Annotated in this window: 27 protein-coding genes and 1 pseudogene; 13 read left to right on the top strand and 15 right to left on the bottom strand. The window is 60.1% G+C overall.

Features of this window, described 5'->3' with window-relative positions; genetic code table 11:
• Positions 1-2: 2 nt before the first annotated feature.
• Entirely contained in the window at positions 3-185 is a 183-nt protein-coding gene (locus tag KW840_RS00340; protein WP_053159662.1) for a CPXCG motif-containing cysteine-rich protein, read from the bottom strand.
• A gap of 139 nt (positions 186-324) precedes the next feature.
• On the opposite strand from KW840_RS00340, the gene KW840_RS00335 reads away from it, so the two are divergent.
• A complete protein-coding gene (locus tag KW840_RS00335) occupies positions 325-1,491 on the top strand; it encodes a 1-acyl-sn-glycerol-3-phosphate acyltransferase (protein WP_057713335.1) in 1,167 nt (388 codons plus the stop codon).
• Between the two features lie 172 nt (positions 1,492-1,663).
• Here KW840_RS00335 and KW840_RS00330 read toward each other — a convergent pair whose 3' ends face one another.
• Positions 1,664-1,942 (bottom strand): hypothetical protein, encoded by a 279-nt coding sequence (locus tag KW840_RS00330; RefSeq protein WP_057713334.1) that lies wholly within the window; start codon positions 1,940-1,942, stop codon positions 1,664-1,666.
• 190 nt (positions 1,943-2,132) lie between these two features.
• Here KW840_RS00330 and KW840_RS00325 point away from each other — a divergent pair, with 190 nt between their 5' ends.
• The gene (locus KW840_RS00325; protein ID WP_033052291.1) at positions 2,133-2,339 is read left to right on the top strand and encodes a hypothetical protein; all 207 of its coding nucleotides are present in this window, start codon (positions 2,133-2,135) and stop codon (positions 2,337-2,339) included.
• Between the two features lie 124 nt (positions 2,340-2,463).
• Here KW840_RS00325 and KW840_RS00320 read toward each other — a convergent pair whose 3' ends face one another.
• Positions 2,464-3,048 (bottom strand): YajG family lipoprotein, encoded by a 585-nt coding sequence (locus KW840_RS00320; protein WP_057713333.1) that lies wholly within the window; start codon positions 3,046-3,048, stop codon positions 2,464-2,466.
• Positions 3,049-3,252: 204 nt separating this feature from the next.
• Here KW840_RS00320 and KW840_RS00315 point away from each other — a divergent pair, with 204 nt between their 5' ends.
• Both KW840_RS00315 and mqo read left to right on the top strand, forming a co-directional pair.
• Positions 3,253-3,492 (top strand): hypothetical protein, encoded by a 240-nt coding sequence (locus tag KW840_RS00315; protein ID WP_057713332.1) that lies wholly within the window; start codon positions 3,253-3,255, stop codon positions 3,490-3,492.
• Between the two features lie 739 nt (positions 3,493-4,231).
• On the top strand, positions 4,232-5,740 hold the full coding sequence (mqo, locus tag KW840_RS00310) for a malate dehydrogenase (quinone) (protein WP_218494215.1): 1,509 nt from the start codon (positions 4,232-4,234) through the stop codon (positions 5,738-5,740).
• Between the two features lie 66 nt (positions 5,741-5,806).
• Here mqo and KW840_RS00305 read toward each other — a convergent pair whose 3' ends face one another.
• The 4 genes from KW840_RS00305 to KW840_RS00290 form a co-directional block, all read right to left on the bottom strand.
• The gene (locus tag KW840_RS00305) at positions 5,807-6,094 is read right to left on the bottom strand and encodes a PA4642 family protein (protein WP_015096805.1); all 288 of its coding nucleotides are present in this window, start codon (positions 6,092-6,094) and stop codon (positions 5,807-5,809) included.
• 63 nt (positions 6,095-6,157) lie between these two features.
• Positions 6,158-6,643: a hypothetical protein gene (locus KW840_RS00300; RefSeq protein WP_218494214.1), complete on the bottom strand. Its 486-nt coding sequence runs from the start codon at positions 6,641-6,643 to the stop codon at positions 6,158-6,160.
• A gap of 170 nt (positions 6,644-6,813) precedes the next feature.
• Positions 6,814-7,287 carry a WbuC family cupin fold metalloprotein gene (locus KW840_RS00295; RefSeq protein ID WP_218426678.1) on the bottom strand — a complete coding sequence of 158 codons (474 nt, stop codon included), beginning with the start codon at positions 7,285-7,287 and terminating at the stop codon, positions 6,814-6,816.
• A 3-nt stretch (positions 7,288-7,290) separates the two neighbouring features.
• Complete coding sequence (locus KW840_RS00290; RefSeq protein WP_008045996.1) at positions 7,291-7,848, bottom strand: hypoxanthine-guanine phosphoribosyltransferase; 558 nt, start codon at positions 7,846-7,848, stop codon at positions 7,291-7,293.
• A gap of 166 nt (positions 7,849-8,014) precedes the next feature.
• Between KW840_RS00290 and upp the strand changes: the two genes are divergently transcribed.
• Both upp and KW840_RS00280 read left to right on the top strand, forming a co-directional pair.
• Positions 8,015-8,653, top strand: a complete 639-nt coding sequence (upp, locus tag KW840_RS00285; RefSeq protein WP_053159679.1) for a uracil phosphoribosyltransferase — start codon at positions 8,015-8,017, stop codon at positions 8,651-8,653.
• A gap of 2 nt (positions 8,654-8,655) precedes the next feature.
• Positions 8,656-9,930 carry a uracil-xanthine permease family protein gene (locus KW840_RS00280; protein ID WP_057713328.1) on the top strand — a complete coding sequence of 425 codons (1,275 nt, stop codon included), beginning with the start codon at positions 8,656-8,658 and terminating at the stop codon, positions 9,928-9,930.
• Positions 9,931-10,108: 178 nt separating this feature from the next.
• Here KW840_RS00280 and hemH read toward each other — a convergent pair whose 3' ends face one another.
• Both hemH and KW840_RS00270 read right to left on the bottom strand, forming a co-directional pair.
• Entirely contained in the window at positions 10,109-11,131 is a 1,023-nt protein-coding gene (hemH, locus tag KW840_RS00275) for a ferrochelatase (protein ID WP_057713327.1), read from the bottom strand.
• 13 nt (positions 11,132-11,144) lie between these two features.
• Positions 11,145-12,047: a TIGR01777 family oxidoreductase gene (locus tag KW840_RS00270; RefSeq protein WP_218494213.1), complete on the bottom strand. Its 903-nt coding sequence runs from the start codon at positions 12,045-12,047 to the stop codon at positions 11,145-11,147.
• A gap of 196 nt (positions 12,048-12,243) precedes the next feature.
• Here KW840_RS00270 and KW840_RS00265 point away from each other — a divergent pair, with 196 nt between their 5' ends.
• From KW840_RS00265 to KW840_RS00235, 7 genes and pseudogenes are all read left to right on the top strand, one after another.
• Complete coding sequence (locus KW840_RS00265; RefSeq protein ID WP_057713325.1) at positions 12,244-13,230, top strand: NAD(P)/FAD-dependent oxidoreductase; 987 nt, start codon at positions 12,244-12,246, stop codon at positions 13,228-13,230.
• A 153-nt stretch (positions 13,231-13,383) separates the two neighbouring features.
• Positions 13,384-14,343 carry a DUF523 and DUF1722 domain-containing protein gene (locus tag KW840_RS00260; protein ID WP_218494212.1) on the top strand — a complete coding sequence of 320 codons (960 nt, stop codon included), beginning with the start codon at positions 13,384-13,386 and terminating at the stop codon, positions 14,341-14,343.
• Entirely contained in the window at positions 14,343-15,284 is a 942-nt protein-coding gene (locus KW840_RS00255) for a MerR family transcriptional regulator (RefSeq protein ID WP_057713323.1), read from the top strand. The genes KW840_RS00260 and KW840_RS00255 overlap by 1 nt, the downstream gene beginning before the upstream one ends.
• Before the next feature lie 21 nt (positions 15,285-15,305).
• Complete coding sequence (gene phrB, locus KW840_RS00250; RefSeq protein ID WP_218494211.1) at positions 15,306-16,748, top strand: deoxyribodipyrimidine photo-lyase; 1,443 nt, start codon at positions 15,306-15,308, stop codon at positions 16,746-16,748.
• 2 nt (positions 16,749-16,750) lie between these two features.
• Positions 16,751-16,850, top strand: a pseudogene (locus tag KW840_RS00245) (nuclear transport factor 2 family protein); the annotation flags it as partial.
• Positions 16,847-17,629 carry an SDR family oxidoreductase gene (locus tag KW840_RS00240; RefSeq protein WP_218494210.1) on the top strand — a complete coding sequence of 261 codons (783 nt, stop codon included), beginning with the start codon at positions 16,847-16,849 and terminating at the stop codon, positions 17,627-17,629. The pseudogene KW840_RS00245 and the gene KW840_RS00240, both read left to right, overlap by 4 nt.
• A gap of 99 nt (positions 17,630-17,728) precedes the next feature.
• Positions 17,729-18,034 (top strand): YkgJ family cysteine cluster protein, encoded by a 306-nt coding sequence (locus tag KW840_RS00235; protein WP_007981864.1) that lies wholly within the window; start codon positions 17,729-17,731, stop codon positions 18,032-18,034.
• A 149-nt stretch (positions 18,035-18,183) separates the two neighbouring features.
• On the opposite strand, the gene KW840_RS00230 is transcribed toward KW840_RS00235, so the two are convergent.
• The 6 genes from KW840_RS00230 to hemA all read right to left on the bottom strand — a co-directional run bounded on the left by KW840_RS00230 (position 18,184) and on the right by hemA (position 23,559).
• Positions 18,184-18,702, bottom strand: coding sequence for an acyloxyacyl hydrolase (locus KW840_RS00230; protein ID WP_057713321.1), 519 nt, complete (start codon positions 18,700-18,702; stop codon positions 18,184-18,186).
• A gap of 124 nt (positions 18,703-18,826) precedes the next feature.
• The gene (murI, locus tag KW840_RS00225) at positions 18,827-19,618 is read right to left on the bottom strand and encodes a glutamate racemase (protein ID WP_150814906.1); all 792 of its coding nucleotides are present in this window, start codon (positions 19,616-19,618) and stop codon (positions 18,827-18,829) included.
• A complete protein-coding gene (locus KW840_RS00220) occupies positions 19,611-20,366 on the bottom strand; it encodes a molybdopterin-synthase adenylyltransferase MoeB (RefSeq protein ID WP_218494209.1) in 756 nt (251 codons plus the stop codon). The genes murI and KW840_RS00220 overlap by 8 nt, the downstream gene beginning before the upstream one ends.
• Positions 20,360-21,190 carry a peptide chain release factor N(5)-glutamine methyltransferase gene (gene prmC / locus KW840_RS00215; RefSeq protein WP_090457656.1) on the bottom strand — a complete coding sequence of 277 codons (831 nt, stop codon included), beginning with the start codon at positions 21,188-21,190 and terminating at the stop codon, positions 20,360-20,362. The genes KW840_RS00220 and prmC overlap by 7 nt, the downstream gene beginning before the upstream one ends.
• Positions 21,191-22,273 carry a peptide chain release factor 1 gene (gene prfA, locus KW840_RS00210; RefSeq protein WP_007981853.1) on the bottom strand — a complete coding sequence of 361 codons (1,083 nt, stop codon included), beginning with the start codon at positions 22,271-22,273 and terminating at the stop codon, positions 21,191-21,193.
• Positions 22,270-23,559 carry a glutamyl-tRNA reductase gene (hemA, locus tag KW840_RS00205; RefSeq protein WP_057713317.1) on the bottom strand — a complete coding sequence of 430 codons (1,290 nt, stop codon included), beginning with the start codon at positions 23,557-23,559 and terminating at the stop codon, positions 22,270-22,272. The genes prfA and hemA overlap by 4 nt, the downstream gene beginning before the upstream one ends.
• Between the last annotated feature and the right edge of the window lie 72 nt (positions 23,560-23,631).

Genomic DNA, 23,631 nt, shown 5'->3' with positions numbered 1-23,631 from the left:
CCTCACTCGTTTTCGCTGAACACTTCGAGATGCCATTCCTCTTCATGAACCTGCAACACGAAGGTTATCGGCCGACAGCACACCTGGCAGTCTTCAATATAGGTCTGATCGCCACCGGACAAATCCAGCGTCGTCTCGACTTCCTCACCACAATACGGACATTCATATTGCGCAGTTTCCAGCATCGCGGTCTCCCAAGTGACTTGTGCGTATAATCGCCGGTCTATTTGCAGGGCTATTTTTGTCTGGCTACTTTTTCAGACCGTACCCCGCCGGTTTTCGATCAAAACCTTTACTTACCCTAGCCGTTTCTAACAAGAGAGCATGATGGGCGAATTCGATGCCATCCGACCTTACGACGACAGCGAAGTCCCAGCGGTGCTGGACCGGCTGCTCGGCGACAAGGCGTTTCTAGATATCCTCACCCACTTCCGCTTCCCGCGTTTCGCCGGCGCTTTAGGCTGGGCACTCAAACCTCTTATAGCCCATCGGCTGCGCCGTGAGTTTGCCGGCATTACCTCAGTGGCCACGCTGCAGGACAAAGTCGAGGTTTACGTCGACCACACCATTGAGCGTGCCACCGACGGTGTCACCTATACCGGGGTGGAGCAATTCAAGTCCGGCAGCGCCTATCTGTTCATCGCCAACCACCGCGACATCGTGATGGACCCGGCCTTCGTCAACTATGCCGTGTACCACGCCGGCCTGCCGACGCCACGCATCGCCATTGGCGATAACCTGCTGCAAAAGCCTTTCGTCAGCGACCTGATGCGCCTGAACAAGAGCTTCATCGTGCACCGTTCGATCAGCGGACGTCGGGAAAAAATGGCGGCTTATCAGCTGTTGTCGGCGTACATCAATCATTCGATCCGCAACGATTGCGCCTCGATCTGGATCGCCCAGGCCGAAGGCCGCGCCAAGGACGGTGACGACCGTACCGAATCGGCAATCCTCAAGATGTTCCACATGAGCCGCAAGGACGAGCCGTTCGGCGAAGTCATTCAGTCGCTGAACCTGACCCCGGTGTCGATCAGCTACGAGTACGACCCGTGCGATCAGGCCAAAGCCCGCGAGCTATACATCCGCGCCACCACCGGCAGCTACACCAAGGTGCCGGGTGAGGATGACGTGAGCATCGCCAAGGGCATCACCGGCTACAAGGGCCGGGTGCATGTGAACTTTGCCGCACCGATCACCGAACTGTTCGAAGACACCAAGCAATTGGCGGTCGAGATGGACCGGCAAATCCTCAGCGGATACCGCTTGTTCCCCGTGCACTACCTGGCTTACGCGCAGTGGAAGGACACCGATCCGCAGTTGCAGGTGCCGAAAGCCGCCGAAGTGTTCCCGGCCGAGGAACTGGCCAAGGCCCAGGAAGAATGGCAACGCCGCCTGGACGCCTGCCCTGAAGAGCATCGTCCATTCCTGGTGCTGCAATATGCGACACCGGTGCGCAATCAGTACCGGGTGAAGGCAGGGTTGCCGCTGTAAGCGGTATCGGCCTGACGGCGCTTTTGTGGCGAGGGGGCTTGCCCCCGTTGGGCTGCGAAGCGGCCCTAAAACCCAAGAAGGTTTTCCCTCTGACACAGCGTCCCTGTCGAGGTGACGACGGCTTCGCCGCCGAACGGGGGCAAGCCCCCTCGCCACAGGGTTTACTTCAGCCTCAGACCTGCGTACTGATCCACGACACCAGCAGTGCCATTCCCATGCAGGCAAAGCCGAAGATGTAGAAAAACCGGTTCTTGCGCAAGGTCGCCCAGTCCAGCGTGGGCTCTACGCTGGGGCTGCTCTGGCGCTGCGCCTGCAGACTGGCCATCGCGCGCAGTTCGCGACGACGGGTGGCGTGCAGCAACCAGCCGCCGGGGAAGGCAAAGAACAAGGCCAGCAGATTGATCAATTTGGCGGGATGGGCGGTAAACAGCGTCATCAAGTGCAGCGACATCACAAACCTCAAGTAACACAGGTGGCAGGTGCCGGACCGGCGACCGCGGCGCGGATTCTACCGAATGCCTGCGCGCCTGCCCTATGTTTCCGACAAATAACGAAGCGTTTGATCAATAGCTGTCCTGAGTCACGGCTTCGTCATCTGTATCGGCGAACATGCGCGCCTCGAAACCGACACGGATCACGTCATGCTCCACGCCGAAAACCAGGATCGTCTTTACCTCATCACCCCCAGCGAAGAACAACAAGCCCTCGTCGGCAGCCTCGCCTTCAACGTTCAGGACCGCCACTGGCTGGTGTATTGCGCACTCGGTGGCCACCAGCATGCGGATTTGCCGGAGGCGGATTTGCTGACGGGCGTCAGCGTGCTGGATTTTTACTCGCAAGCCGCGTGATTCCCTTGCCCTCTGTAGGAGCGAGCTTGCTCGCGATGGACTTGAGGACGCCGCGGGGTATCAGATTCCCCGCGTAATCGTTAACGACCATCGCGAGCAGGCTCGCTCCTACAGAGGGCTCGCATTACTCGCCGAGAACCTGCCCCACAGTCGGGTCCTTGAACAGGCGGGTCAACGCATCACTGAGCACATCGCTGACCAGCTTGGTGTTGGTTTCCTGGTTCGGCGCCATACCGAAGCGCTGGTCCAGGGAAGCACCATAACGGCCGCTGTAGCGACGGTTGGCGTTCTGCACATCCGAGCGGAAGGTCGCGCCGATGGTCGCTTCGGTCACGTACATGCCTTCTTTAGGCGACTGATACTTCAGCTCGGCCAGGGTCACGGTGATTTGCGGTGCGTTCGCCGCATTGGCGGTCGGAGTGAAACCCAACAGGCGCACGGCAGCTTCGGCCTGAGCCTGCAGTTTCGGCAGGATCTGCGCGCCTTGTACGGTAATCGCGCTGGTCTCCGGGTACAGGCCACCACGGGTGCCGAGGGTTGGCGACGGACGTCCGTCCACCACACGCACTACAACAGGCTGACCGTGGCCGACGGGCGCCAGTTGAGCCGTCAGCTTGGGTTCCGGGCTCAGTTGTTGCGGGCTGTGGGCGCAGCCAACCAGGGTCAAACTGGTCACAGTGATCAAACCGAACAACAGGCGTTGCAACATGCTCTTCTCTCCAGAATCAGGCACAAACAGGCCGGCAGTATAGCGGTGCGCCACTGCGGGTAACCAGCACCTCACAGTGTTTGATGAAATCTCTGACAAGCCCCTGGCAACGCGGTTCCTGTCATGCAGATGTCACCCCCCATACACTTGCACGTAATGGCCTGCAGGCAATCTTCTCGGCAGACACCCAAACGGTATATCGCCATGCGCCATCTGATCTCTCTGTTCGCGCCACGCCCACTGCATCGCTGCTTCGCCCTGCTCGACCGCAACGGCCGTTGCCAGGCCTTCAAACAGTGCAGCCTCCAGCCCATGGGCGATGGCTGGGTTGAAATCGAAGAGATCCGCTTGAACTGGCTGAATCAGCCGCTGCCTGCCGGTGCCCGCGTCGTTTCGCAGCAGCACCGGCCACGCTCGCGTGCACAGCAAATGATGACGACCTGACCAAACACCTAATAAAAGTCATTAAACACGACCATTTCCCTGCGTTTCTTAGATACAATCTCCCCCCGATTATAAGGACGTCTCCTGATCGGGCCTCGCAGCATCGTCAATGCGCTTGTATTGACACCCCCGCACCGCCCACAGAGAGCCGCCCACACAGATCGAGTGAAGCTGGCGCGCTTGCTGTTTTGTTGAGCAAAACCTCCACTTTTCGCGAATCTGCAGAGCTGTCATTAAGCTCGGTCACTGAGCTGTTTGCCCGTTTTGCCTGCCCTGTATCCCATGGCGGCAATCCATCCGGGCACGGTGCCAGGCTGGGACAGCCCTTTTTGAGGTTCACGTCTTCAAAAGAGCGTGAAAAAAACGGGTTTTCACAACTTCACAAGAGTGTGGCGAGCAAATGAATAGTTTTGCGTCTGAACATGCACCATTAGCGTCTACAACAGCCCAACGACACAGGACCGAGTATTTCTCGAACACCGGAGCCTGAAGCCTGTCCGCTACGGATTTGGTTGCACAAACGGATGTATCGACCATAAGTCGAATTGCCTCCCGCGCGCTGAAATGAGTTCATATGGCTCATTAGGCCTGGCAGGTAGCGTCCGTCGAAGTTGCGATAAATTGCGAAGATTCGGACATGGCGATCCTGCCATGGGTACCTGGGGCAACACTGACACGCCCCGTCACTCCTGGCAGCCATGCCGACAATTTGGTGCTGCAGATTTTGGAGACGCGTTAAATGGCGCATAACGAAGCAGTCGACGTAGTACTGGTTGGGGCCGGCATCATGAGTGCCACCCTTGCAGTACTGCTCAAAGAGCTCGACCCCGCGATCAAGCTGGAAGTCGTCGAGCTGATGGATTCCGGTGCCGCGGAGAGTTCCAACCCGTGGAACAACGCCGGTACCGGTCACGCCGGGCTGTGTGAGCTCAACTACACGCCGCAGGCCGCCGATGGCGCCGTCGACATCAAGAAAGCCGTGCACATCAACACCCAGTTCGAGGTGTCGAAGCAATTCTGGTCGTATCTGACCAAAAAAGGCACGTTCGGCTCGTGCAAATCGTTTATCAGCCCGGTGCCACACCTGAGTTTCGTGCAGGGCGACAGCGGCGTGTCCTTCCTCAAGGAACGCTTCAAGGTGCTGAGCAAGCACCACGCCTTCGCCGACATGGAGTACACCGAAGACAAGGCCAAAATGGCCGAGTGGATGCCGCTGATGATGCCTGGTCGCGATCCTGGCGAAACCCTCGCCGCGACCCGCGTGATCAATGGCACCGACGTCAACTTCGGCGCCCTGACCAACCAGTTGCTCAAGCACCTGACCAGCGCACCCGATGCCCAGGTCAAGTACTGCAAGCGCGTGACCGGCCTCAAGCGCAGCAACGGCGGCTGGACTGTCAGCATCAAGGACGTCAACAGCGGCAACACCCGTGAAGTCGACGCCAAGTTCGTTTTCCTCGGCGCGGGCGGTGCGGCATTGCCGCTGCTGCAGGCCTCGGGCATCGAAGAGAGCAAAGGCTTCGGCGGCTTCCCGATCAGCGGCCAATGGCTGCGTTGCGACAACCCGGAAGTGGTCAAGCACCACCAGGCCAAGGTCTACAGCCAGGCTGCCGTGGGTTCGCCACCAATGTCCGTGCCGCACCTGGACACCCGCGTCGTTGAAGGCAAGAAATCCCTGCTGTTCGGACCGTACGCCGGCTTCACCACCAAGTTCCTCAAGCACGGCTCCTTCATGGACCTGCCGATGTCGGTTCGCGCCGGCAACATCGGGCCGATGCTGTCCGTGGCAAAAAACAACATGGACCTGACCAAGTACCTGGTCAGCGAAGTGATGCAGTCGATGGAGCAGCGCCTGGAGTCCCTGCGTCGCTTCTACCCTGAGGCGAAAGCTGAAGACTGGCGCCTGGAAGTGGCCGGTCAACGGGTGCAGATCATCAAGAAAGACCCGAAGAAAGGCGGCGTCCTGCAATTCGGTACCGAACTGGTCGCGGCCAAGGACGGTTCCCTGGCGGCACTGCTCGGCGCTTCGCCAGGTGCCTCGGTGACCGTTTCGATCATGCTTGAGCTGATCGAAAAATGCTTCCCGAACAAAGCCAAGGGCGAATGGGCCACCAAACTGGCCGAAATTTTCCCGGCCCGGGAAAAGGTCCTGGAAACCGACGCTGCGCTGTATCGCAAGATCAACACGCAGAACAACGTTGCCCTGGAACTGGTTGAAGCCAGCAGCGAGACCGAAAGCTACGCTTGATTCGGCCTTATAAAAAACGCCCCGCTCTCACTGAGAGCGGGGCGTTTTTTTATGGCTGAAATTTACTCAACCGCGAGCTTTTTCGATCAGTTCAATGTAGTCCGGCGCGTTGCGCTGATCCTTGATCAGGGCGACGAAGTCATTGCCGTGCTCATCCTTGCCATTCACGTCGTAACCCGCTTCGACGAAGAACGTCAGGAAACGCTCGAAATCGTCAATGCGCAGGCCACGGTAGGCCTTGACCAGTTTGTGCAGGGACGGAGAAGTCGCGTCGACCGGTTCGAAATCGAGGAACAACTTGATCTGCTCATCACCGATCTCGTCACCAATCACTTGTTTTTTATCTTTACGCATTGCCGACTCCAGCTCGCAGACATTTCACGGGGCGGGCAGTTTACCCCTGCGCGGGCTCAAGGCTCAACGCGGACGAGTGCTGCCGGTGTGCAGATCAGCCCAGACATGGCCATTGGCGTAGCTGAGAAACTGGCAATACACCGTGTCGTTGCGCAACAAGTCGATCACTACCCGGTATTGAGCGAGCGGGTAAAAGAGGGTCAGGGTTTTGCTCTTATCGTCGTAGACCGGCTTCTTCAGGCTTTTGCTTTCACCATCGAAGTTGACCAGCACCTGACTGATGGTGGCGCCCTTGTTCAGGGATTTGCCCTTGAGCCGAATCATCAGCGGCGAAGTGACCGGAATCGGCTGTTGATTGGATTGACGCTGAGCGCCGACCACCACCGAATAATCGGTGACCTGCATCAGTTGCTGCTGTTCTGGATCGGCATCGCGCAGCGTGAGATCGTCCGGCGGCAGGAATTGACTGTGCATGAGCGCCGGCGCGGCGGCCAGTGGCAGGCTGAGGGTCAGCAACAGGGCGGCGCAACTGCGGATCAAAGGGCTCATGACAGGTTCCGGAATCGGGGCCGAACACTCTAGCATGAGCAAACGGACGTGGTTCAAATGCACAGAAGCCACTGTGGGAGCGAGCTTGCTCGCGATGACGTCGGCACATCCAGCATCAATGTGTCAGTGACATCGCCATCGCGAGCAAGCTCGCTCCCACAGGGTACCGATCAGTCGAACTGCGCGCGCATCCAGGCCTGATACTCGGCAACACCCGGCTCGCCTTCGCGCGGCGCCCAATGCGCCAGCTCACCCTCGCCGACCGGGCGGTAAGGACCGGCCTTGCATTCGAACATCAGGCTGTCGGCCTCCAGCACCACCAAACCGTGGAACACACCGGTTGGCAGGTCCACGCCGACACAGTCCCCACCGGCCTGCAGCACGGTCTTGCTCAACACCGCACCGGTCTCGTCAAAGATCAACACACCCAGCCGCCCCTTGAGGACCAACAGGGTTTCAGCCTTGTTGTCGCCCAAATGCCGATGAGGCGGGATATACGTGGATGGCTGCAGCCCCACCGCCATGCGATGACAGGCGTCTTCCATCTGATGGAAATTGTGGTGCTGGCGCCCACGAGGATTGGCCGCGGCTTTCCCGGCCAGTTCGGCGAACAAGGTCTGATCCAGAAAGCGAGGCGTATCCATGTCTTACATTCCTTTAACGGCGAAAATCCCGTTGGCGTTACGCCAGTAACCTTTGTAGTCCATGCCATAACCGAAGATGTAGCGGTCAATGCACGGCAAACCGACGAAATCGGCCTTGAGGTCCGGGCGGGCCTTGCGGTCGTGGTCTTTGTCGATCAGCACGGCGGTGTGCACTTTGCGGGCACCGGCGTGCTTGCAGAAGTCGATGATCGCGCCCAGGGTGTGACCTTCGTCGAGGATGTCGTCGATGATCAGTACGTCACGGTCGATGAAAGAAACTTCCGGCTTGGCTTTCCAGAACAGATCGCCGCCGCTGGTTTCGTTGCGATAACGGGTGGCGTGCAGGTAGGACGCTTCCAGCGGAAAATGCAGATAGGTCAGCAGCTTGCCGGAGAAAATCAGCCCGCCGTTCATCACGCAGAACACCACTGGGTTGGAATCCGCCAGTTGATCGTTGATTTGTGCACCGACGCGGGCGATGGCCGCCTCGACTTCAGCTTCGGTGTACAGGCAGTCAGCCTCTCGCATGATTTGACGGATATGCTCGAGATCAGCAGACATGGTGCTCTCCAAAGGGGTGGCGGAATCAGGAAAAGCGGGCAAAGGTACGCATCAAGCGAGGCCAGATCAAGCGTTTGTGGACTAACGTACTGTATGTCTATAGGACAACACCCTCGGATAGATTAATCTAGGCCGGTTTTTTTGCCCGCCGCCGGAGCCTTTCCCCATGCCCATCCATGAGATCCGCCACCCGCTGATCCGTCATAAACTTGGCCTTATGCGCCGCGCAGACATCAGCACCAAGAATTTCCGTGAGCTCGCTCAGGAAGTCGGCGCGCTGCTGACCTATGAAGCCACCAAAGACCTGCCGCTGGAATCCTACGATATCGAAGGCTGGTGCGGCACAGTGTCGGTCGAGAAAATCGCCGGCAAGAAGATAACCGTCGTACCGATCCTGCGCGCCGGCATCGGCATGCTTGAGGGCGTGCTCAGCCTGATCCCGGGCGCCAAGGTCAGCGCCGTGGGCGTTGCCCGCAACGAAGAAACCCTGCAGGCCCACACCTACCTGGAAAAACTGGTTCCGGAAATCGACGAACGCCTGGCGATGATCATCGACCCGATGCTCGCCACCGGCAGCTCCATGGTTGCCACCATCGACCTGCTGAAAAAGGCCGGCTGCCGGGACATCCGCGCCATGGTGCTGGTTGCCGCCCCGGAAGGCATCGCCGCCGTAGAGAAAGCTCACCCGGACGTGATCATCTACACCGCTTCCATTGATCAAAAACTGAACGAACACGGTTACATCATCCCAGGGCTGGGCGATGCCGGTGACAAGATCTTCGGCACCAAGCAGAAGGACGCGTGACCATGCAGCAAGAGTTCAACGATCCGCTCTGGCGCACGGTGCTGTCGGGTGCACAGATGCTGTTCGTGGCCTTCGGCGCCCTGGTGTTGATGCCGCTGATTACCGGTCTCGACCCGAACGTGGCGCTGTTCACGGCCGGCCTGGGGACGATCCTGTTCCAGATCGTCACCGGGCGTCAGGTGCCGGTGTTCCTGGCATCGAGCTTTGCCTTCATCACCCCGATCATTCTCGCCAAGGGCCAGTTCGGCCTGGCCGCGACCATGGGCGGCGTGATGGCGGCAGGTTTCGTCTACACCTTCCTCGGCCTCGCGGTGAAGATCAAAGGCACCGGCTTCATCGACCGCCTGCTGCCGCCGGTGGTGATCGGGCCGGTGATCATTTCGATCGGCCTGGCCATGGCGCCGATTGCCGCCAACATGGCCATGGGCAAGGCCGGCGACGGCAGTGAGTTGATTCATTACCAGACGGCAATGATGATTTCGATGCCCGCACTGCTGACCACACTGATCGTCGCGGTTTTCGGCAAGGGCATCTTTCGCCTGGTGCCGATCATCTCCGGCGTGCTGGTGGGTTTTGGCATGGCGTTCTACTTCGGTGTGGTCGACACCGCGAAGATTGCGGCGGCACCGTGGTTCGCCATCCCGCACTTCACCGCACCGGAATTCAACTGGCAGGCGATTCTGTTCATCGTTCCGGTGGCCCTGGCCCCGGCCATCGAACACATCGGCGGCGTGATTGCCGTGGGTAGCGTGACCGGTCGCGATTACCTGAAAAAGCCCGGCCTGCACCGCACCCTGCTCGGCGACGGCATCGCCACCACGGCGGCCGGTCTGTTCGGCGGCCCGCCCAACACCACCTACGCCGAAGTGACCGGCGCAGTCATGCTGACCAAGAACTACAACCCGAAAATCATGACCTGGGCGGCGATCTTCGCCATCAGCCTGGCGTTCATCGGTAAATTCGGCGCACTGCTGCAAAGCATTCCGGTGCCGGTGATGGGCGGGATTCTGTGCCTGTTGTTTGGTTCGATTGCGGCGGTGGGGATGAATACGCTGATCCGCCACAAGATCGATCTGGGCGAGGCGCGCAATCTGGTGATTGTTTCGGTGACCCTGGTATTCGGGATCGGCGGCGTGCTGATCGGCACCGGCACCGGGCCGGACGATTTCGGCCTCAAGGGTATCGCGCTGTGCGCGGTGGTGGCGATCGGCTTGAACCTGATCCTGCCGGGCAATGACAGCTGGAAGCACAAGAAGGCGAATGAGCCGCTGATCTAAAGCCTCAGGCAATACCTTGTGGCGAGGGGGCTTGCCCCCGTTCGGCTGCGAAGCAGTCGTAAATCCAGCGAGCGCGGTCTGTCAGTTGACTCGCGGTTGAAGGATTCAGGGCCGCTCCGCGACCCAACGGGGGCAAGCCCCCTCGCCACAACAGCCCGTCAACCCACAGTTTGTATGCCTACAATGCAATCGGTGCCCTTTCACACAAGGTCGCCAACGCCTTCGCCCAATGCGGGTCATCGTTGAGGCACGGCACCAACACCAGATCCTCTCCCCCCGCTGCGCGGAATTGCTCCTTGCCGCGATCACCGATCTCTTCCAGGGTCTCGATGCAATCGGCTACGAATGCCGGGCACATCACCAGAATCTTTTTCACGCCGCTTTTGGCCAACTCATCGAGGCGCGCTTCGGTGTAGGGTTCGATCCATTTGGCGCGCCCCAACCGCGACTGAAACGACACCGACCACTTGCCCTCCGGCAATCCCATGCGCTTGGCGAACTCTGCCGCCGTACGCAGGCACTGGCCGCGATAACAGGTGGCGACCACCTCCGGCGGCGCACCGGCGCAGCAATCACCGCCACCCTCGAAGCTGTGACCGGGGTTGAGCTTCTTCAGATGCCGTTCCGGCAAGCCATGAAAGCTCATCAGCAAGTGATCGAAATCCTGCTGCAAATGCGGCCGGGTCGTGGCCACCAGCGCATCGAGGTATTCCGGTTGGTCGTAGAACGGCTGGAGCACCGACAACTGCACGTCGAGGTTTTTCTCGCGTACCACGCGCCTCGCCTCTTCTATGACCGTAGTCGTGGTGCTGTCGGCGAACTGTGGATAAAGCGGCGCCAGGGTGATTCGCTTGTGCCCCGCCGCGACCAGGCGCACCAGCGTCGATTCGATCGACGGCTCGCCGTAACGCATTGCCAGCTCGACCGGGCCGTGTTGCCACTGACTGGTCATCGCTTGTTGCAGGCGACGGCTGAGCACCACCAGCGGCGAGCCCTCGTCCCACCAGATCGAGGCATAAGCATGGGCCGACTGCTCGGGACGCTTGATCAGGATCAGCGACACCAGCAGCCGTCGAACCGGCCATGGCAGGTCGATCACGTACGGGTCCATCAGAAATTGATTGAGGTAGCTGCGCACATCCGCCACCGAGGTGGAGGCAGGTGAACCCAGGTTGACCAGAAGCAACGCGTGATCGGTCATGCAACGTCCTATTTCAAAGGCGACTGGACAGGTCGTCCAAAGCCGCGCGCAAATCCGTGAACTTAAAAGTGAAACCTGCCTGTAACAAACGCACTGGAGTGGCGCGCTGGCCGCCCAGCAACAACGAAGACAATTCGCCCAGGCCTACTTTCAAGGCAAGGGTCGGCATCGGCATGAACGCCGGGCGATGCAGCACGCTACCCAGTGTTTTGGCAAACTCGCGATTACGCACGGGTTCGGGCGCGCACGCATTATAGGGACCGCTGGCCTCGTTGCGATGCAGAAGAAAATCAATCAGGGCGATTTGATCGTCGATATGAATCCACGGCATCCACTGCCGGCCGTTGCCGATCGGCCCTCCCAGGCCCAGTTTGAACGGCAGTAACAGCCGCGACAAAAAGCCGCCCTCTGCCGACAGCACCAACCCGGTTCGAATAAGGATGACGCGAATGCCCAGCACCTCAGCTCGCTGTGCGGTCTCTTCCCAGGCGATGCATAACTGACTGGCAAAATCATCGATGACCGGTGGCGACTCTTCGGTCAACTCACGTTCGCCACCATCGCCATACCAACCGATTGCAGAACCGGAGATCAGCACCTGCGGTTTCTGTGCGCGGCTTTCAAGCCAGGCCAGAAGGGTTTCGGTCAGCGTGATGCGGCTACTCCACAACAGGGCTTTGCGTTTGTGCGTCCAGAGTCGGTCGGCAATCGGTGCCCCGGCAAGATTGATAATCGCATCGACAGGTTCTTGCCCCAGATCCTCCAGCCGTGCAACTCCACGCACTTGGGCACCACATATTTTCGCGACATTTTCAGGTTGGCGACTCCAGACTGTCAGGCGATGACCTTGGCCCAACCAGTGCCGGCAGAGCTGACGTCCTATCAAACCAGTACCGCCGGTCAGCAATATGTGCATGACTTCTTCCTCGCGTGGCGTTTTACCTTGTCCATTAGTCTATTTTTATAAGCAGGGATCTTTGGTATCGAGCAGGCTCTGTGTTTAACAATAGGCCAACCTGTCAGATCGAGAACGCTAAAAGTTATACCAAAAAACAATATTGTACAGGTTTGAACCCCGGCGTAGTCTGTACAGAAAGGTAAACGAGGCCCCTATGACTGTACCTATCGCAATCATCGGCACCGGCATTGCCGGACTCTCCGCCGCCCAGGCCCTGACGGACCTAGGGCACGTGGTCCAACTGTTCGATAAAAGTCGCGGCAGCGGCGGGCGCATGTCGAGCAAGCGCAGCGATGCGGGTGCTCTGGACATGGGCGCGCAGTATTTCACTGCCCGCGACCGGCGTTTTGTCAACGAAGTCCAGCGCTGGCAAGCCAAGGGCTGGGTCGCCGAGTGGACGCCGCAGCTGTACACCTACCATGGCGGCCAACTCAACCTGTCGCCGGACGAGCAGACCCGCTGGGTCGGCACGCCTCGCATGAGCGCCATCACCCGCGCCCTGCTCGGTGACCTCGAAGTGCATTTCGCCTGCCGGATCACCGAGGTCTATCGCGGTGAAGAACACTGGCACCTGCAGGACGCCGAAGGCTTCACCCACGGACCGTTCAGCCATGTGGTCATCGCCACGCCGGCCCCACAGGCCACGGCTCTGCTGGCATCTGCGCCGAAACTCGCCGGGGCCGCCGCCGGGGTGAAAATGGACCCGACCTGGGCCATCGCCCTGGCCTTCGAAACGCCGCTGGAAACGCCCATGGAAGGCTGCTTCGTACAGGACAGCCCCCTCGACTGGCTGGCCCGAAACCGCAGTAAACCCGGACGCGACAACACCCTCGACACCTGGGTCTTGCATGCCACCAGCGCCTGGAGTCGCCAGCACATCGACCTGTCCAAGGAAGCGGTGATCGAACAGTTGCACGGCGCATTTGCCGAACTGCTGCACGATTCAATGCCCGCGCCGAGCTTCAGCCTCGCCCACCGCTGGCTCTACGCCCGCCCCGCCAGCAGTCACGAATGGGGCACCCTGGCCGATGCCGACCTGGGGCTGTACGCCTGTGGCGACTGGTGCCTGTCCGGACGCGTCGAAGGGGCCTGGCTCAGCGGTCAGGAGGCCGCCCGCCGCTTGCATGAGCACCTGCAGTAAAGAGCATCAATCCGAGCAAATCGCTGCTGTCGCCCTGACAGCAGCCCGTCAAAAACCTATACAAATAATTTGACTTGTACAACTTCGAATCTATGATGAAGTTATCTTGTACAGACCCGAATGTTTGTACAGGTTTAGATTCGAGGTGCTCCGATGCTCCACTCCCCCGCCAAACCGAAAATCGCCATCAGCGCCTGCCTGATGGGGCTCGACGTACGCTACAACGGCGGACACAAGGAATCGCGGTTGTGCAGCCGCACCCTCACTGACTACTTCGATTTCATCCCGGTCTGCCCGGAAGTGGCCATCGGCCTGGGCGTACCCCGCCAACCGATTCGGCTGGTGGCCAGTGCAGATCAACCCGAAGCCCTGGGCACCCTCGATCACAACCTTAACGTGACACAACCGCTGGCCACCTACGGCCAGGAAATGGCAGAGCATCTGCGGGGTATTTGTGGCTACATCTTCATGCAAAATTCCCCGTCCTGCGGCCTGGAGCGGGTCAAGGTCTACCACGCCAACGGCGCACGGGCGGACAGTGGCGGGCGCGGGATCTACGCCCGGGCCTTCTGCCTGCGGCACCCGGACTTGCCGGTGGAGGAAGACGGCCGGCTCAACGATCCGGTGCTGCGGGAAAACTTCCTCACCCGAGTGTTCGCCTACAGCGCCTGGCAGCAGCTACGCCAAGAGGGCATGAGCCGGCGCGGTCTCACGGACTTTCATTCGCGCTACAAATACCTGCTGATGGCCCACAACCCGGTGCAATACAAAACCCTGGGCAACCTGCTGGGCAACATGGGCAAAACCGATCCACAGGAACTGGGCCCCCGATATTTCAGCGAACTGATGGCTGCGCTGAAAAAATGCGCCACACGTCGCACTCACACCAACGTCCTGCAACACCTCAGTGGCTACCTGAAACAGGCCATCAGCGGCGAAGACAAGCGGGAGGTGCAGCACGTGATCAGCCAGTACCGTCTGGGCATCGTGCCGCTGGTGGTGCCGCTGACACTGCTCAAACATCACTTTCGCCAACACCCCGATCCGTACATCGCACAGCAGGTTTACCTGCAACCGCACCCGGAAAACCTCAGCCTGCGAAACGCCATTTGATGAAAAAAGCACTCGACACCAGCGCCCGCGAAGACCTCGGCGATGACTTTAAAAAGGCGCTGGACGAAGGCTGGCTGCCGATCCGTGAGGTGGCGCGGCAGACCGGAGTCAATGCCGTGACCTTGCGTGCCTGGGAGCGGCGCTACGGTCTGATCGTGCCGCTACGCACGCCCAAGGGCCATCGGTTGTTCTCGGCCGACCACGTACAACGCATCCAGACCATCCTCACCTGGCTCAACCGTGGCGTTGCCGTCAGCCAGGTCAAACCATTGCTCGACACGCCGCAAGCCTTCAGCGAGTCCGTCGACAACGATTGGCACGCCTTGCTGCAAACGTTGCTGCAGGCAGTCAGCCGATTGCAGGAACGCGCCCTGGATGACAGCGTCAATCAGGCGATGGCGCTGTATCCGCCGCGAACCCTGTGCGAGCAATTGCTAATGCCCTTGCTGGCCGCTCTGGAGCAACGCTGGCAAGGCCAGTTCGGGGCGCAGATGGAGCGGGGCTTTTTTTGTGCCTGGTTGCGCAGCAAGTTCGGAGCGCGCATCTACCATAACAATCGTCAGTTGCGCACCGCGCCGCTGCTGCTGGTCAACCACTCGGACCTGCCTGTGGAACCGCACCTGTGGCTCACGGCCTGGCTGATCAGCAGCGCGGATTGCCCGGTGGAGGTCTTCGACTGGCCGCTGCCTGTCGGAGAATTGGCATTGGCGGTCGAACTTCTGCAACCCCGAGGAGTTCTGCTGTACTCAAGCAAAGCCCTGAATCCGGCGCAGCTGCCGAAACTTTTCAAAGGTGTCAGTTGCCCAAAAATGATTGCCGGACCAACGGTATGCATCCACCACACCGAGTTGTCCGCAAGTACTGCCGTGATCGCTGATCTGTACCTGGCCGAAGATCCGTTGTCGGCACATCAGGCACTCGTTCAGCGCGGGTTGATTTAAATGGATCGCGTGGATACCAAAATGCAATTGATCTGGCTGCGCAGCGACTTGCGCCTACATGACAACACCGCCCTCTCGGCCGCCGCGGCTCGCGGCCCGTGCTTGGCGGTGTACCTGCTGAGTCCGGAACAATGGCTGGAACACGACGATGCGCCCTGCAAAGTGGACTTCTGGCTGCGCAACCTGCGCGAGTTGAGCCGCGAACTGGGTCAACTGAACATTCCCCTGCTGATCCGCCAGGCCCCTCGCTGGGATGACGCACCCAGCGTATTGCTGAACCTGTGCCGACAGTGGCAGGTCGATGCGTTGCACCTCAACGAGGAATACGGCATCCACGAGTCCCGTCGCGATGCAGCGGTCGCCCGGACGCTACAGGCTGAAGGGATCGAAGTTCGCCGCTACCTCGATCAATTGCTGTTCAAGCCCGGGAGCGTGCTGACCCGCACCGGCACTTACTTTCAGGTCTTCAGCCAGTTCCGCAAAGTCTGCTACGAACGACTGCACCACTCGCTGCCCAGCCTGGTCCGCGCGCCGCACAAACAAGCGCCGCTGAACATTGCCAGCGATGCGATCCCCTTGAGTGTCGACGGCTTCGCAACACCCGCTGATAACCTGCGCAACCTGTGGCCGGCGGGCGAAGCCGAAGCCCGGCGTCGCCTCGACAGCTTTAGCGATGTGCAGATCGAGCACTATCAAAGCGAACGGGATTTCCCGGCGAAGCCCGGCACCAGTCAGCTCTCGGCCTATCTCGCCGCCGGGGTGATTTCTGCGCGCCAATGCCTGCACGCCGCCTTGAACAGCAATCAAGGTGAATTCGAAAGCGGCAAGACCGGCGCCGTCACCTGGATCAACGAACTGCTGTGGCGCGAGTTCTACAAACACATCCTGGTAGGCTACCCACGGGTTTCCCGGCACCGCGCGTTTCGTTCGGAAACCGAAGCGCTGGCCTGGCGCAACGCCCCAGAAGAGCTGGCCGCCTGGCAACAGGCGCGTACTGGCTTGCCGATCATCGACGCCGCCATGCGCCAACTGCTGGCAACCGGCTGGATGCACAACCGCCTGCGCATGGTGGTGGCGATGTTCCTGACCAAAAACCTGCTGATCGACTGGCGCGAAGGCGAACGCTTTTTCATGCGTCACCTGATCGATGGCGACCTGGCGGCGAACAATGGTGGCTGGCAGTGGAGTTCTTCCACCGGCACCGACTCGGCGCCTTACTTCCGGATTTTCAACCCGCTGAGCCAGTCGGAAAAATTCGACCCCGAAGGCGTATTCATCAAGCAGTGGTTGCCAGAACTGGCCGGGTTGAATAAAAAAGACGTGCACAACCCCGCCAATCTCGGCGGCCTTTTCGGTGTTGTGGATTACCCCTCACCGATCGTCGACCTGGGTACTTCCCGTACACGTGCGTTGACGGCATTCAAAAACCTGCCCTCACGGCAATACGCCGCCGCTGGGTCATGAATTACCGCCACCGGGATTACTTCGATGCCGGGGGCTTTGCTTTATGAACATTTACCCGTATTGGGCCGGGCAATTGCCTGGCTGAAAAGGAGATTGGGATGAGTCGGACACTCGCACGACGATACTGGCTGACCGGTGCAAGCAGCGGCATCGGTGCCGCCCTGGCCGAAGAAATCCTGAAAACCGGTGCGCACCTGGCCGTCAGTTCGCGCACCGTGGCCCCCCTGAAAGACTTGTCGCTACGTTATCCGGGGCAAGTGCTGGTGGTCCCCGGAGACCTGACCAACAGCCAGACCGTACGCGAGATCGGCGAGCAGATTGCCGAGGACTGGGGCTCGCTGGACACCGTGATACTGAACGCCGGCACCTGCGAGTACGTGGATGCCAAGCAGTTCGATGCGTCGATTGTCGAGCATGTGGTGCGCACTAACCTGTTGGCCAACAGCTATTGCATCGACGCCGCCCTGCCATTGCTGCGTGCCGGCACCGCACCGCATATGGTGGCCATGGCCAGTACGGTGACCTACCTGCCGCTGCCCAAGGCAGAAGCCTACGGCACTTCGAAGGCCGGGCTACGTTATCTGTTCGAATCCCTGCGCATCGACCTGGCCCCGGAAGGCATAGAACTCACGGTAATCAGCCCCGGGTTCGTCGATACGCCGCTGACGGCAAAAAACGACTCGCCCATGGCCTTGAGCTGGCCGGTGGAGAAAGCCGCGCGGCACATCTTCGAAAAACTCAAGGACCGCCCGTTGGAAATCGCTTTCCCGGCAGCGTTCATGGCCGCCCTCTGGCCACTCTCCAAGCGGCCGGACCAAGTAAAACTGGAGATCGGCAAACGCATGGTGCGCAGCCAGCCGCCGATCAAGGATCAACCCTGAAAGTCGTCATCAATGGCGGCGGTGTCTCGGGCGCTCCGATATTTGAGCGTCCGTCAGACCTTTCACACAGTACCCGGTGACTGCCTTACACTGCGCGCCATGAAAACCATCCCCCATACGCAAATCGCGGAACCCGCGGTCACCTGCTCGACCTGCGCAGCTTGCTGCTGCCAGCTCGAAGTCATGCTGATCACAGATACGGGCGTGCCTGAACGGTTCATCGATACCGATGACTGGGGCGGGGAAGTGATGTTGCGCCTGGATGACGGTTGGTGTGCCGCGCTGGATCGCAACACGATGATGTGCACGATCTACGAAAAACGCCCGCTGATCTGCCGGGAGTTCGAGATGGGCGCTCCGGAGTGCATCGACGAACGCCAGGGGATTTCAACGGCGTATCGCTGAACTGGAAAACCACGTGCCCCCCCCCCCTGTGGGGGCGAGCTTGCTCGCGATAGCGATTTCAGACTCAACATTGATGTTGAATGAAACATCGTCATCGCGAGTAAGCTCGCTCCCACAGAGGGATTTACAACCCGCTGAAACCGTGGTGCTTACAACGGCATCGTGTAATGCAATGCGTAACTTTCTACACCATCGTTCGGAGTGGTGATCCCGGCGTTGGAATAGTGCGTCGCACGAACCCCGACTTCATGTCCGCCGGCAAAGCGCAAACCGAAACCAAAGCGGTCTTCGAACTGAAAGGCGCTGCCCAGATCGTTGCTTTCGACTTCGGTGCTGGCAAACGCCGCCACGCCAATCCCAAACTCGATGTAGGGTTTGACGTTCTGGCCGGCAAACTCATAAACAAGCACGGGTGAGAACGACAGGCTGTGGTTACTGGATTTCTCGTCACCTTCCCAATAGGTATAGGCGCCGTCCCAGTAACCGGTCAGACGACCAACGTCGCTCTGCCACCAGCTCTGGTCCCAATCGAATTGCATCCCCAATCGATAGGTCATGGTCGACTCGCCGGTTTGCCCCACGGCAAATTCCACACCTGCCGCCTGCGCGGTAAAAGTGTGCCCCAAAAGTGCGGTCGCAATCGCGGCCAAGCAGAATAGTCGCTTCACTTGAAACTTCCTTTTCCGAACGATTTCGTATGGTTTTTTTTTGTTACCAAGCCCTGCAAAACTATAGAAGTCAGCGATTGATCAGAAGTTTACCCCGACTCTTCGTATTCCCCCGGACAGCCATCTACCTGTTGAAGCTTCGCACAACACCAGAGGTATTCCACAGTATCGGCAAGATATTTCTGAAATGAAGCGGATCGGCGCTGGTCCAGAACTGTGCCTCACGGGAAGGTCCCTGGGCGAGCAGCTCGCCTTCGGCCAGCAGACGCTGAAGTTGTCGCGCGACGGCGGCGCCGGTGTCGATCAGGCTGATGTCCTCGGGGATCATCTGCCGCAGCATCGGCTTGAGAAAGGGGTAATGGGTGCAGCCGAGAATCAGAGTGTCCGCGCCGGCAGCCAGCAGTGGCTCGACATACCCGGCCAACAGCTGGCGCAACTCGGGGCTGCGCAGGTCGCCGTTTTCAATCAGCTCCACAAGCCCTGGACAGGGTTGGGTGATCACTTTCACATCCGTGGCGAAGCGGTCGAGCAACGCGGCGAACTTGGCGCTCTGCAAAGTGCCTGTGGTGGCCAGCACCCCCACCACGCCGGAGCGGGTTGCGGCGGCGGCCGGCTTGACTGCCGGCTCCATGCCAACGATGGGCCATTCCGGATAGTCGCGACGCAGGTCGGCGACCCCGGCAACCGTCGCCGTGTTGCACGCCAGCACCAAAGCCTTGGCGCCCTGTTGCCGAAAGAAGTCGGCCATCACGCTGCAACGTTGCTGGATAAATGCCGGGGATTTTTCGCCGTAGGGAACATTCCCGCAGTCGGCGACGTACAACAGCGACTCGTTGGGCAGCAAACGCTGGATCTCGGCCAGTACCGAGAGCCCACCGACACCGGAGTCGAAAACGCCGATCGGCGCTTCACGCATGTTTCGACCCACAGACGCTGCAGCCCGGATCGCGCTTGACCCGCAGTTCACGGAAGCGCGTGCCCAAGGCATCGATCAACAACAGGCGCCCCACCAGCGGCTCGCCGAATCCGGCCAGCAACTTCAACGCTTCAAGCGCTTGCAGACTGCCGACCAGCCCCACCAGCGGACCGACCACGCCGGCCTCGCTACAGGTCAATTCGGCTTCGCTGCCGTGCCCGTATAAACAGTGGTAGCACGGACTCTCCGGTCGACGCGGATCGAACACCGACAGCTGCCCTTCGAGGCGGATCGCCGCGCCGCTGACCAGCGGTTTACCGGCCGCCACACAAGCGGCGTTGACCGCTTCACGGGTGGAAAAATTGTCAGAACAATCGAGGACCAGATCCACTCTGGCCACTACGGCGGCCAGGGAGTCTTCGTCCAGCGCCGCACTATGGGCGATCAGTTGAATCTCGGGGTTGATCGCCGTCAGGCGCTTGATTGCCGAATCGACCTTGGTCATGCCGACGCTGTCGGTGTCGTGAATGATCTGGCGTTGCAGGTTGGTCAGGTCGACCGTATCGAAGTCCGCCAGGTGCAACTCACCAACGCCGGCGGCCGCCAGATACAGCGCCACTGGCGCGCCAAGACCGCCAAGACCGACGATCAATACGCGGCTTTCCTTGAGCCGCAACTGGCCGTCGATATCGATGTGTTGCAGCAGAATCTGCCGGCTGTAACGCAGCAATTCCTGATCATTCAGCACGGCAGGCGCCCCAGACTGATGCGTTGATGACCGCCCAGATCGGTGCGGCTGTGGACTTCTTCGAAACCCCGGGTCAGCAGCAAATCGCGAACCGCCTCGGCCTGATCATAGCCGTGTTCGAGCATCAGCCAACCGCCGGCGTCCAGATGGTCCGGTGCCTGGGCAACGATCAAGCGCAGATCGTCGAGCCCGTCGACACCCGCCACCAGGGCGCTGGCCGGTTCAAAGCGCACGTCGCCCTCGACCAGATGCGGATCGGCCGCTGCGATGTAGGGCGGATTGCTGATGATCAGTTGAAAACGCTGACCTTCCAGGGCGCTGAACCAATGGCTGCTCAGCACGGTGGCGTTGTCCAGGTGCAGGCGCTGGCGATTGCGTTCGGCCAGGGCCACGGCTTCCAGGACACGATCCACGGCAGTGACGCTCCAGGCCGGACGCTCGCTGGCCAGGGCCAGGGCAATCGCGCCGCTGCCCGTGCCAAGGTCGAGTACCTTGGCTGGTGTTGCCGGCAACAGTTCCAGCGCGGCTTCCACCAGCAGTTCGGTGTCGGGGCGCGGGATCAGCGTGTGCGGTGCCACTTCCAGGTCCAGCTTCCAGAAACCCTGCTGGCCGAGGATATAGGCCACCGGCTCACCGCTGCGGCGGCGCTGCAAATACTCGGCGAACGTCAGCGCCGCTTCGCTCGGCACGATGCGCTCCGGCCAGGTATGCAGGAAACTGCGGGACTTGCCCAAGGCCGCCGCCAGCAGCAGTTCGGCATCCAGACGCGCCGTCGGCGAGTCGGGTAAATCGGCGGCGCGCAACAAACTGGCAATGATCGTCATTTACTCACCTATCGCTGCCAGTTGATCGGCCTGGTACTCGGCCAGCAACGGCTCGATCACCGCCTCGACACCGCCGGCGAGGATCTCGTCGAGGGAATACAAGGTCAGGTTGACCCGATGATCGGTGACCCGGCCCTGGGCAAAATTATAGGTGCGGATACGCTCTGAGCGGTCGCCGGAACCGACCAGCAACTTGCGCTCGCTGGCGATGGCGTTGGCCGCGGCGGAGGTCTGCTGATCGTTCAGCTTGGCCGACAACCAGGACATCGCCCGGGCGCGGTTCTTGTGCTGTGAACGTTCTTCCTGGCACTCGACCACAATACCGGATGGCAAGTGCGTGATACGGATCGCCGAGTCGGTCTTGTTGACGTGCTGGCCACCGGCGCCGGAGGAGCGATAGGTATCGATGCGCAGATCGGCCGGGTTGATCTCGATGGCTTCCTGTTCGTCCGGCTCGGGCAATACCGCCACGGTGCAGGCCGACGTGTGAATGCGGCCTTGGGATTCGGTCGCCGGAACCCGCTGCACGCGGTGCGCGCCGGATTCGAACTTCAGCTTGCCGTAGACGTTGTCGCCCTCGACCCGGGCAATCACCTCTTTATAGCCGCCGTGTTCACCCTCGTTCTCCGAAAGGATCTCCACCCGCCAGCCACGACGCTCGGCGTAACGCGAATACATGCGGAACAGGTCGCCGGAGAAAATCGCCGCTTCGTCACCACCGGTACCGGCACGGATCTCGAGGAACACGTTGCGGCCGTCGTTCGGGTCCTTGGGCAGCAGCATGCGCTGCAGGTCGGCTTCGAGCGTGACCAGGCGTTCCTTGGCCTCGCGGACTTCTTCCACGGCCATTTCCCGCATGTCCGGGTCGCTGTCCTTGAGCAGTGCCTGGGCGCCTTCGAGGTCGTCCTGCACTTTCAGCAGTTCTTTATAGGCGCCCACGATCGGTTCAACTTCCGCGTACTCCTTGGAATAGGTGCGGAACTTGTTCTGATCGGAAATGACCTCGCCATCGCCCAACAGGGCGGTCAATTCCTCGAAACGGTCCTGGAGGATATCCAGCTTATTGAGCAGTGACGCTTTCATTGCGGTTTTTTATCCGAAAAGCTATCCGATGAGCCCTCACCGAGGGCAAAGAGTTCCTGGGCCATCGCCAGCGCATCCAGGCGACCTTCGGCAGAGAGCTTTTTCAACTGCACGCTCGGTGCGTGCAACAGTTTGTTGGTCAGCCCGCGGGCCAGTTGCACCAGCACCTCTTCGGCACTGGTGCCGTTGGCCAGCATGCGCTGGGCCTTTTGCAATTCTTCATCGCGCAGGCGTTCGCTCTGTTGACGATAGGCCTTGAGCACGTCCACCGCCGCCAATTCGCGCAGGCGGATCATGAAATCTTCGGCACCGATCGAGACCATCTCTTCGGCGGCCTGGGCTGCGCCCTGGCGGCTCTTGAGGTTCTCGGCAACCACTTCGTGGAGGTCGTCGACGCTATAGAGGTAAACGTCGTCCAGTTCGCCGACTTCTGGCTCGATGTCGCGGGGAACAGCGATATCCACCATGAAGATCGGTTTGTGCTTGCGCAGTTTCAAGGCGCTTTCCACCGCACCCTTGCCCAGAATCGGCAACTGACTGGCGGTGGAACTGATGACGATATCGCTGCGCACCAGTTCTGCCGGAATATCCGACAACAACACCGCATGGGCACCGAACTGTTCGGCCAGAATGCTTGCGCGCTCCAGGGTACGGTTGGCGACCACAATGCGCTTTACACCCAGGTCATGCAGATGGCGGGCGACCAGGGTGATGGTCTCGCCGGCGCCGATCAACAAGGCCTGGCTGCGTTGCAGGTCGCTGAAAATCTGCTTGGCCAGGCTTACCGCGGCAAACGCTACCGACACCGGGTTCTCGCCGATGGCCGTGTCGGTGCGCACCTGCTTGGCCGCATTGAACGTGGCCTGGAACAGCCTACCGAGCAACGGCCCGATGGTGCCGGCCTCGCGTGCCACGGCATAGGCCGATTTCATCTGGCCAAGAATCTGCGGTTCGCCCAACACCAGCGAGTCGAGCCCGGAAGCCACCCGCATCATGTGACGAACTGCCGCATCATCTTCATGCACATAGGCGCTTTCGCGCAGCTCGTCGTAGCTCAAATGATGATATTCGGCCAGCCAGCGCAGCACGACGTCTGCCGACAGGTGATCCTGTTCTATATAGAGTTCACTGCGATTGCAGGTGGAGAGGATCGCAGCTTCGCGGCTGTCGGTGAGTCGGCAGAGCTGCTGCAAGGCCTCAACCAGCTGCTCAGGGGTAAAAGCCACGCGCTCGCGGACGTCTACTGAAGCAGTCTTGTGGTTAATACCGAGTGCAAGGAAGGCCATTCAAAGTCGCTGATGGTGACGTGAAGCCGGCAATTGTCCTACTTCGACGGAATCAGAACAACTACTCGATAT

Source organism: Pseudomonas sp. PDM30 (assembly GCF_019218985.1).
Lineage (GTDB): Bacteria > Pseudomonadota > Gammaproteobacteria > Pseudomonadales > Pseudomonadaceae > Aquipseudomonas > Aquipseudomonas jessenii.
The sequence above is the reverse complement of the archived record's forward strand: the minus strand, read 5'-3'. Positions and strand labels throughout refer to the sequence as shown.

Excerpts from the sequence above, each read along its gene's own strand:
- KW840_RS00340 (WP_053159662.1), bottom strand. The coding sequence starts at position 185 with ATGCTGGAAACTGCGCAATATGAATGTCCGTATTGTGGTGAGGAAGTC.
- KW840_RS00335 (WP_057713335.1), top strand. The coding sequence starts at position 325 with ATGATGGGCGAATTCGATGCCATCCGACCTTACGACGACAGCGAAGTC.
- KW840_RS00330 (WP_057713334.1), bottom strand. The coding sequence starts at position 1,942 with ATGTCGCTGCACTTGATGACGCTGTTTACCGCCCATCCCGCCAAATTG.
- KW840_RS00325 (WP_033052291.1), top strand. The coding sequence starts at position 2,133 with ATGCTCCACGCCGAAAACCAGGATCGTCTTTACCTCATCACCCCCAGC.
- KW840_RS00320 (WP_057713333.1), bottom strand. The coding sequence starts at position 3,048 with ATGTTGCAACGCCTGTTGTTCGGTTTGATCACTGTGACCAGTTTGACC.
- KW840_RS00315 (WP_057713332.1), top strand. The coding sequence starts at position 3,253 with ATGCGCCATCTGATCTCTCTGTTCGCGCCACGCCCACTGCATCGCTGC.
- mqo (WP_218494215.1), top strand. The coding sequence starts at position 4,232 with ATGGCGCATAACGAAGCAGTCGACGTAGTACTGGTTGGGGCCGGCATC.
- KW840_RS00305 (WP_015096805.1), bottom strand. The coding sequence starts at position 6,094 with ATGCGTAAAGATAAAAAACAAGTGATTGGTGACGAGATCGGTGATGAG.
- KW840_RS00300 (WP_218494214.1), bottom strand. The coding sequence starts at position 6,643 with ATGAGCCCTTTGATCCGCAGTTGCGCCGCCCTGTTGCTGACCCTCAGC.
- KW840_RS00295 (WP_218426678.1), bottom strand. The coding sequence starts at position 7,287 with ATGGATACGCCTCGCTTTCTGGATCAGACCTTGTTCGCCGAACTGGCC.
- KW840_RS00290 (WP_008045996.1), bottom strand. The coding sequence starts at position 7,848 with ATGTCTGCTGATCTCGAGCATATCCGTCAAATCATGCGAGAGGCTGAC.
- upp (WP_053159679.1), top strand. The coding sequence starts at position 8,015 with ATGCCCATCCATGAGATCCGCCACCCGCTGATCCGTCATAAACTTGGC.
- KW840_RS00280 (WP_057713328.1), top strand. The coding sequence starts at position 8,656 with ATGCAGCAAGAGTTCAACGATCCGCTCTGGCGCACGGTGCTGTCGGGT.
- hemH (WP_057713327.1), bottom strand. The coding sequence starts at position 11,131 with ATGACCGATCACGCGTTGCTTCTGGTCAACCTGGGTTCACCTGCCTCC.
- KW840_RS00270 (WP_218494213.1), bottom strand. The coding sequence starts at position 12,047 with ATGCACATATTGCTGACCGGCGGTACTGGTTTGATAGGACGTCAGCTC.
- KW840_RS00265 (WP_057713325.1), top strand. The coding sequence starts at position 12,244 with ATGACTGTACCTATCGCAATCATCGGCACCGGCATTGCCGGACTCTCC.
- KW840_RS00260 (WP_218494212.1), top strand. The coding sequence starts at position 13,384 with ATGCTCCACTCCCCCGCCAAACCGAAAATCGCCATCAGCGCCTGCCTG.
- KW840_RS00255 (WP_057713323.1), top strand. The coding sequence starts at position 14,343 with ATGAAAAAAGCACTCGACACCAGCGCCCGCGAAGACCTCGGCGATGAC.
- phrB (WP_218494211.1), top strand. The coding sequence starts at position 15,306 with ATGCAATTGATCTGGCTGCGCAGCGACTTGCGCCTACATGACAACACC.
- KW840_RS00240 (WP_218494210.1), top strand. The coding sequence starts at position 16,847 with ATGAGTCGGACACTCGCACGACGATACTGGCTGACCGGTGCAAGCAGC.
- KW840_RS00235 (WP_007981864.1), top strand. The coding sequence starts at position 17,729 with ATGAAAACCATCCCCCATACGCAAATCGCGGAACCCGCGGTCACCTGC.
- murI (WP_150814906.1), bottom strand. The coding sequence starts at position 19,618 with ATGCGTGAAGCGCCGATCGGCGTTTTCGACTCCGGTGTCGGTGGGCTC.
- prmC (WP_090457656.1), bottom strand. The coding sequence starts at position 21,190 with ATGACGATCATTGCCAGTTTGTTGCGCGCCGCCGATTTACCCGACTCG.
- prfA (WP_007981853.1), bottom strand. The coding sequence starts at position 22,273 with ATGAAAGCGTCACTGCTCAATAAGCTGGATATCCTCCAGGACCGTTTC.
- hemA (WP_057713317.1), bottom strand. The coding sequence starts at position 23,559 with ATGGCCTTCCTTGCACTCGGTATTAACCACAAGACTGCTTCAGTAGAC.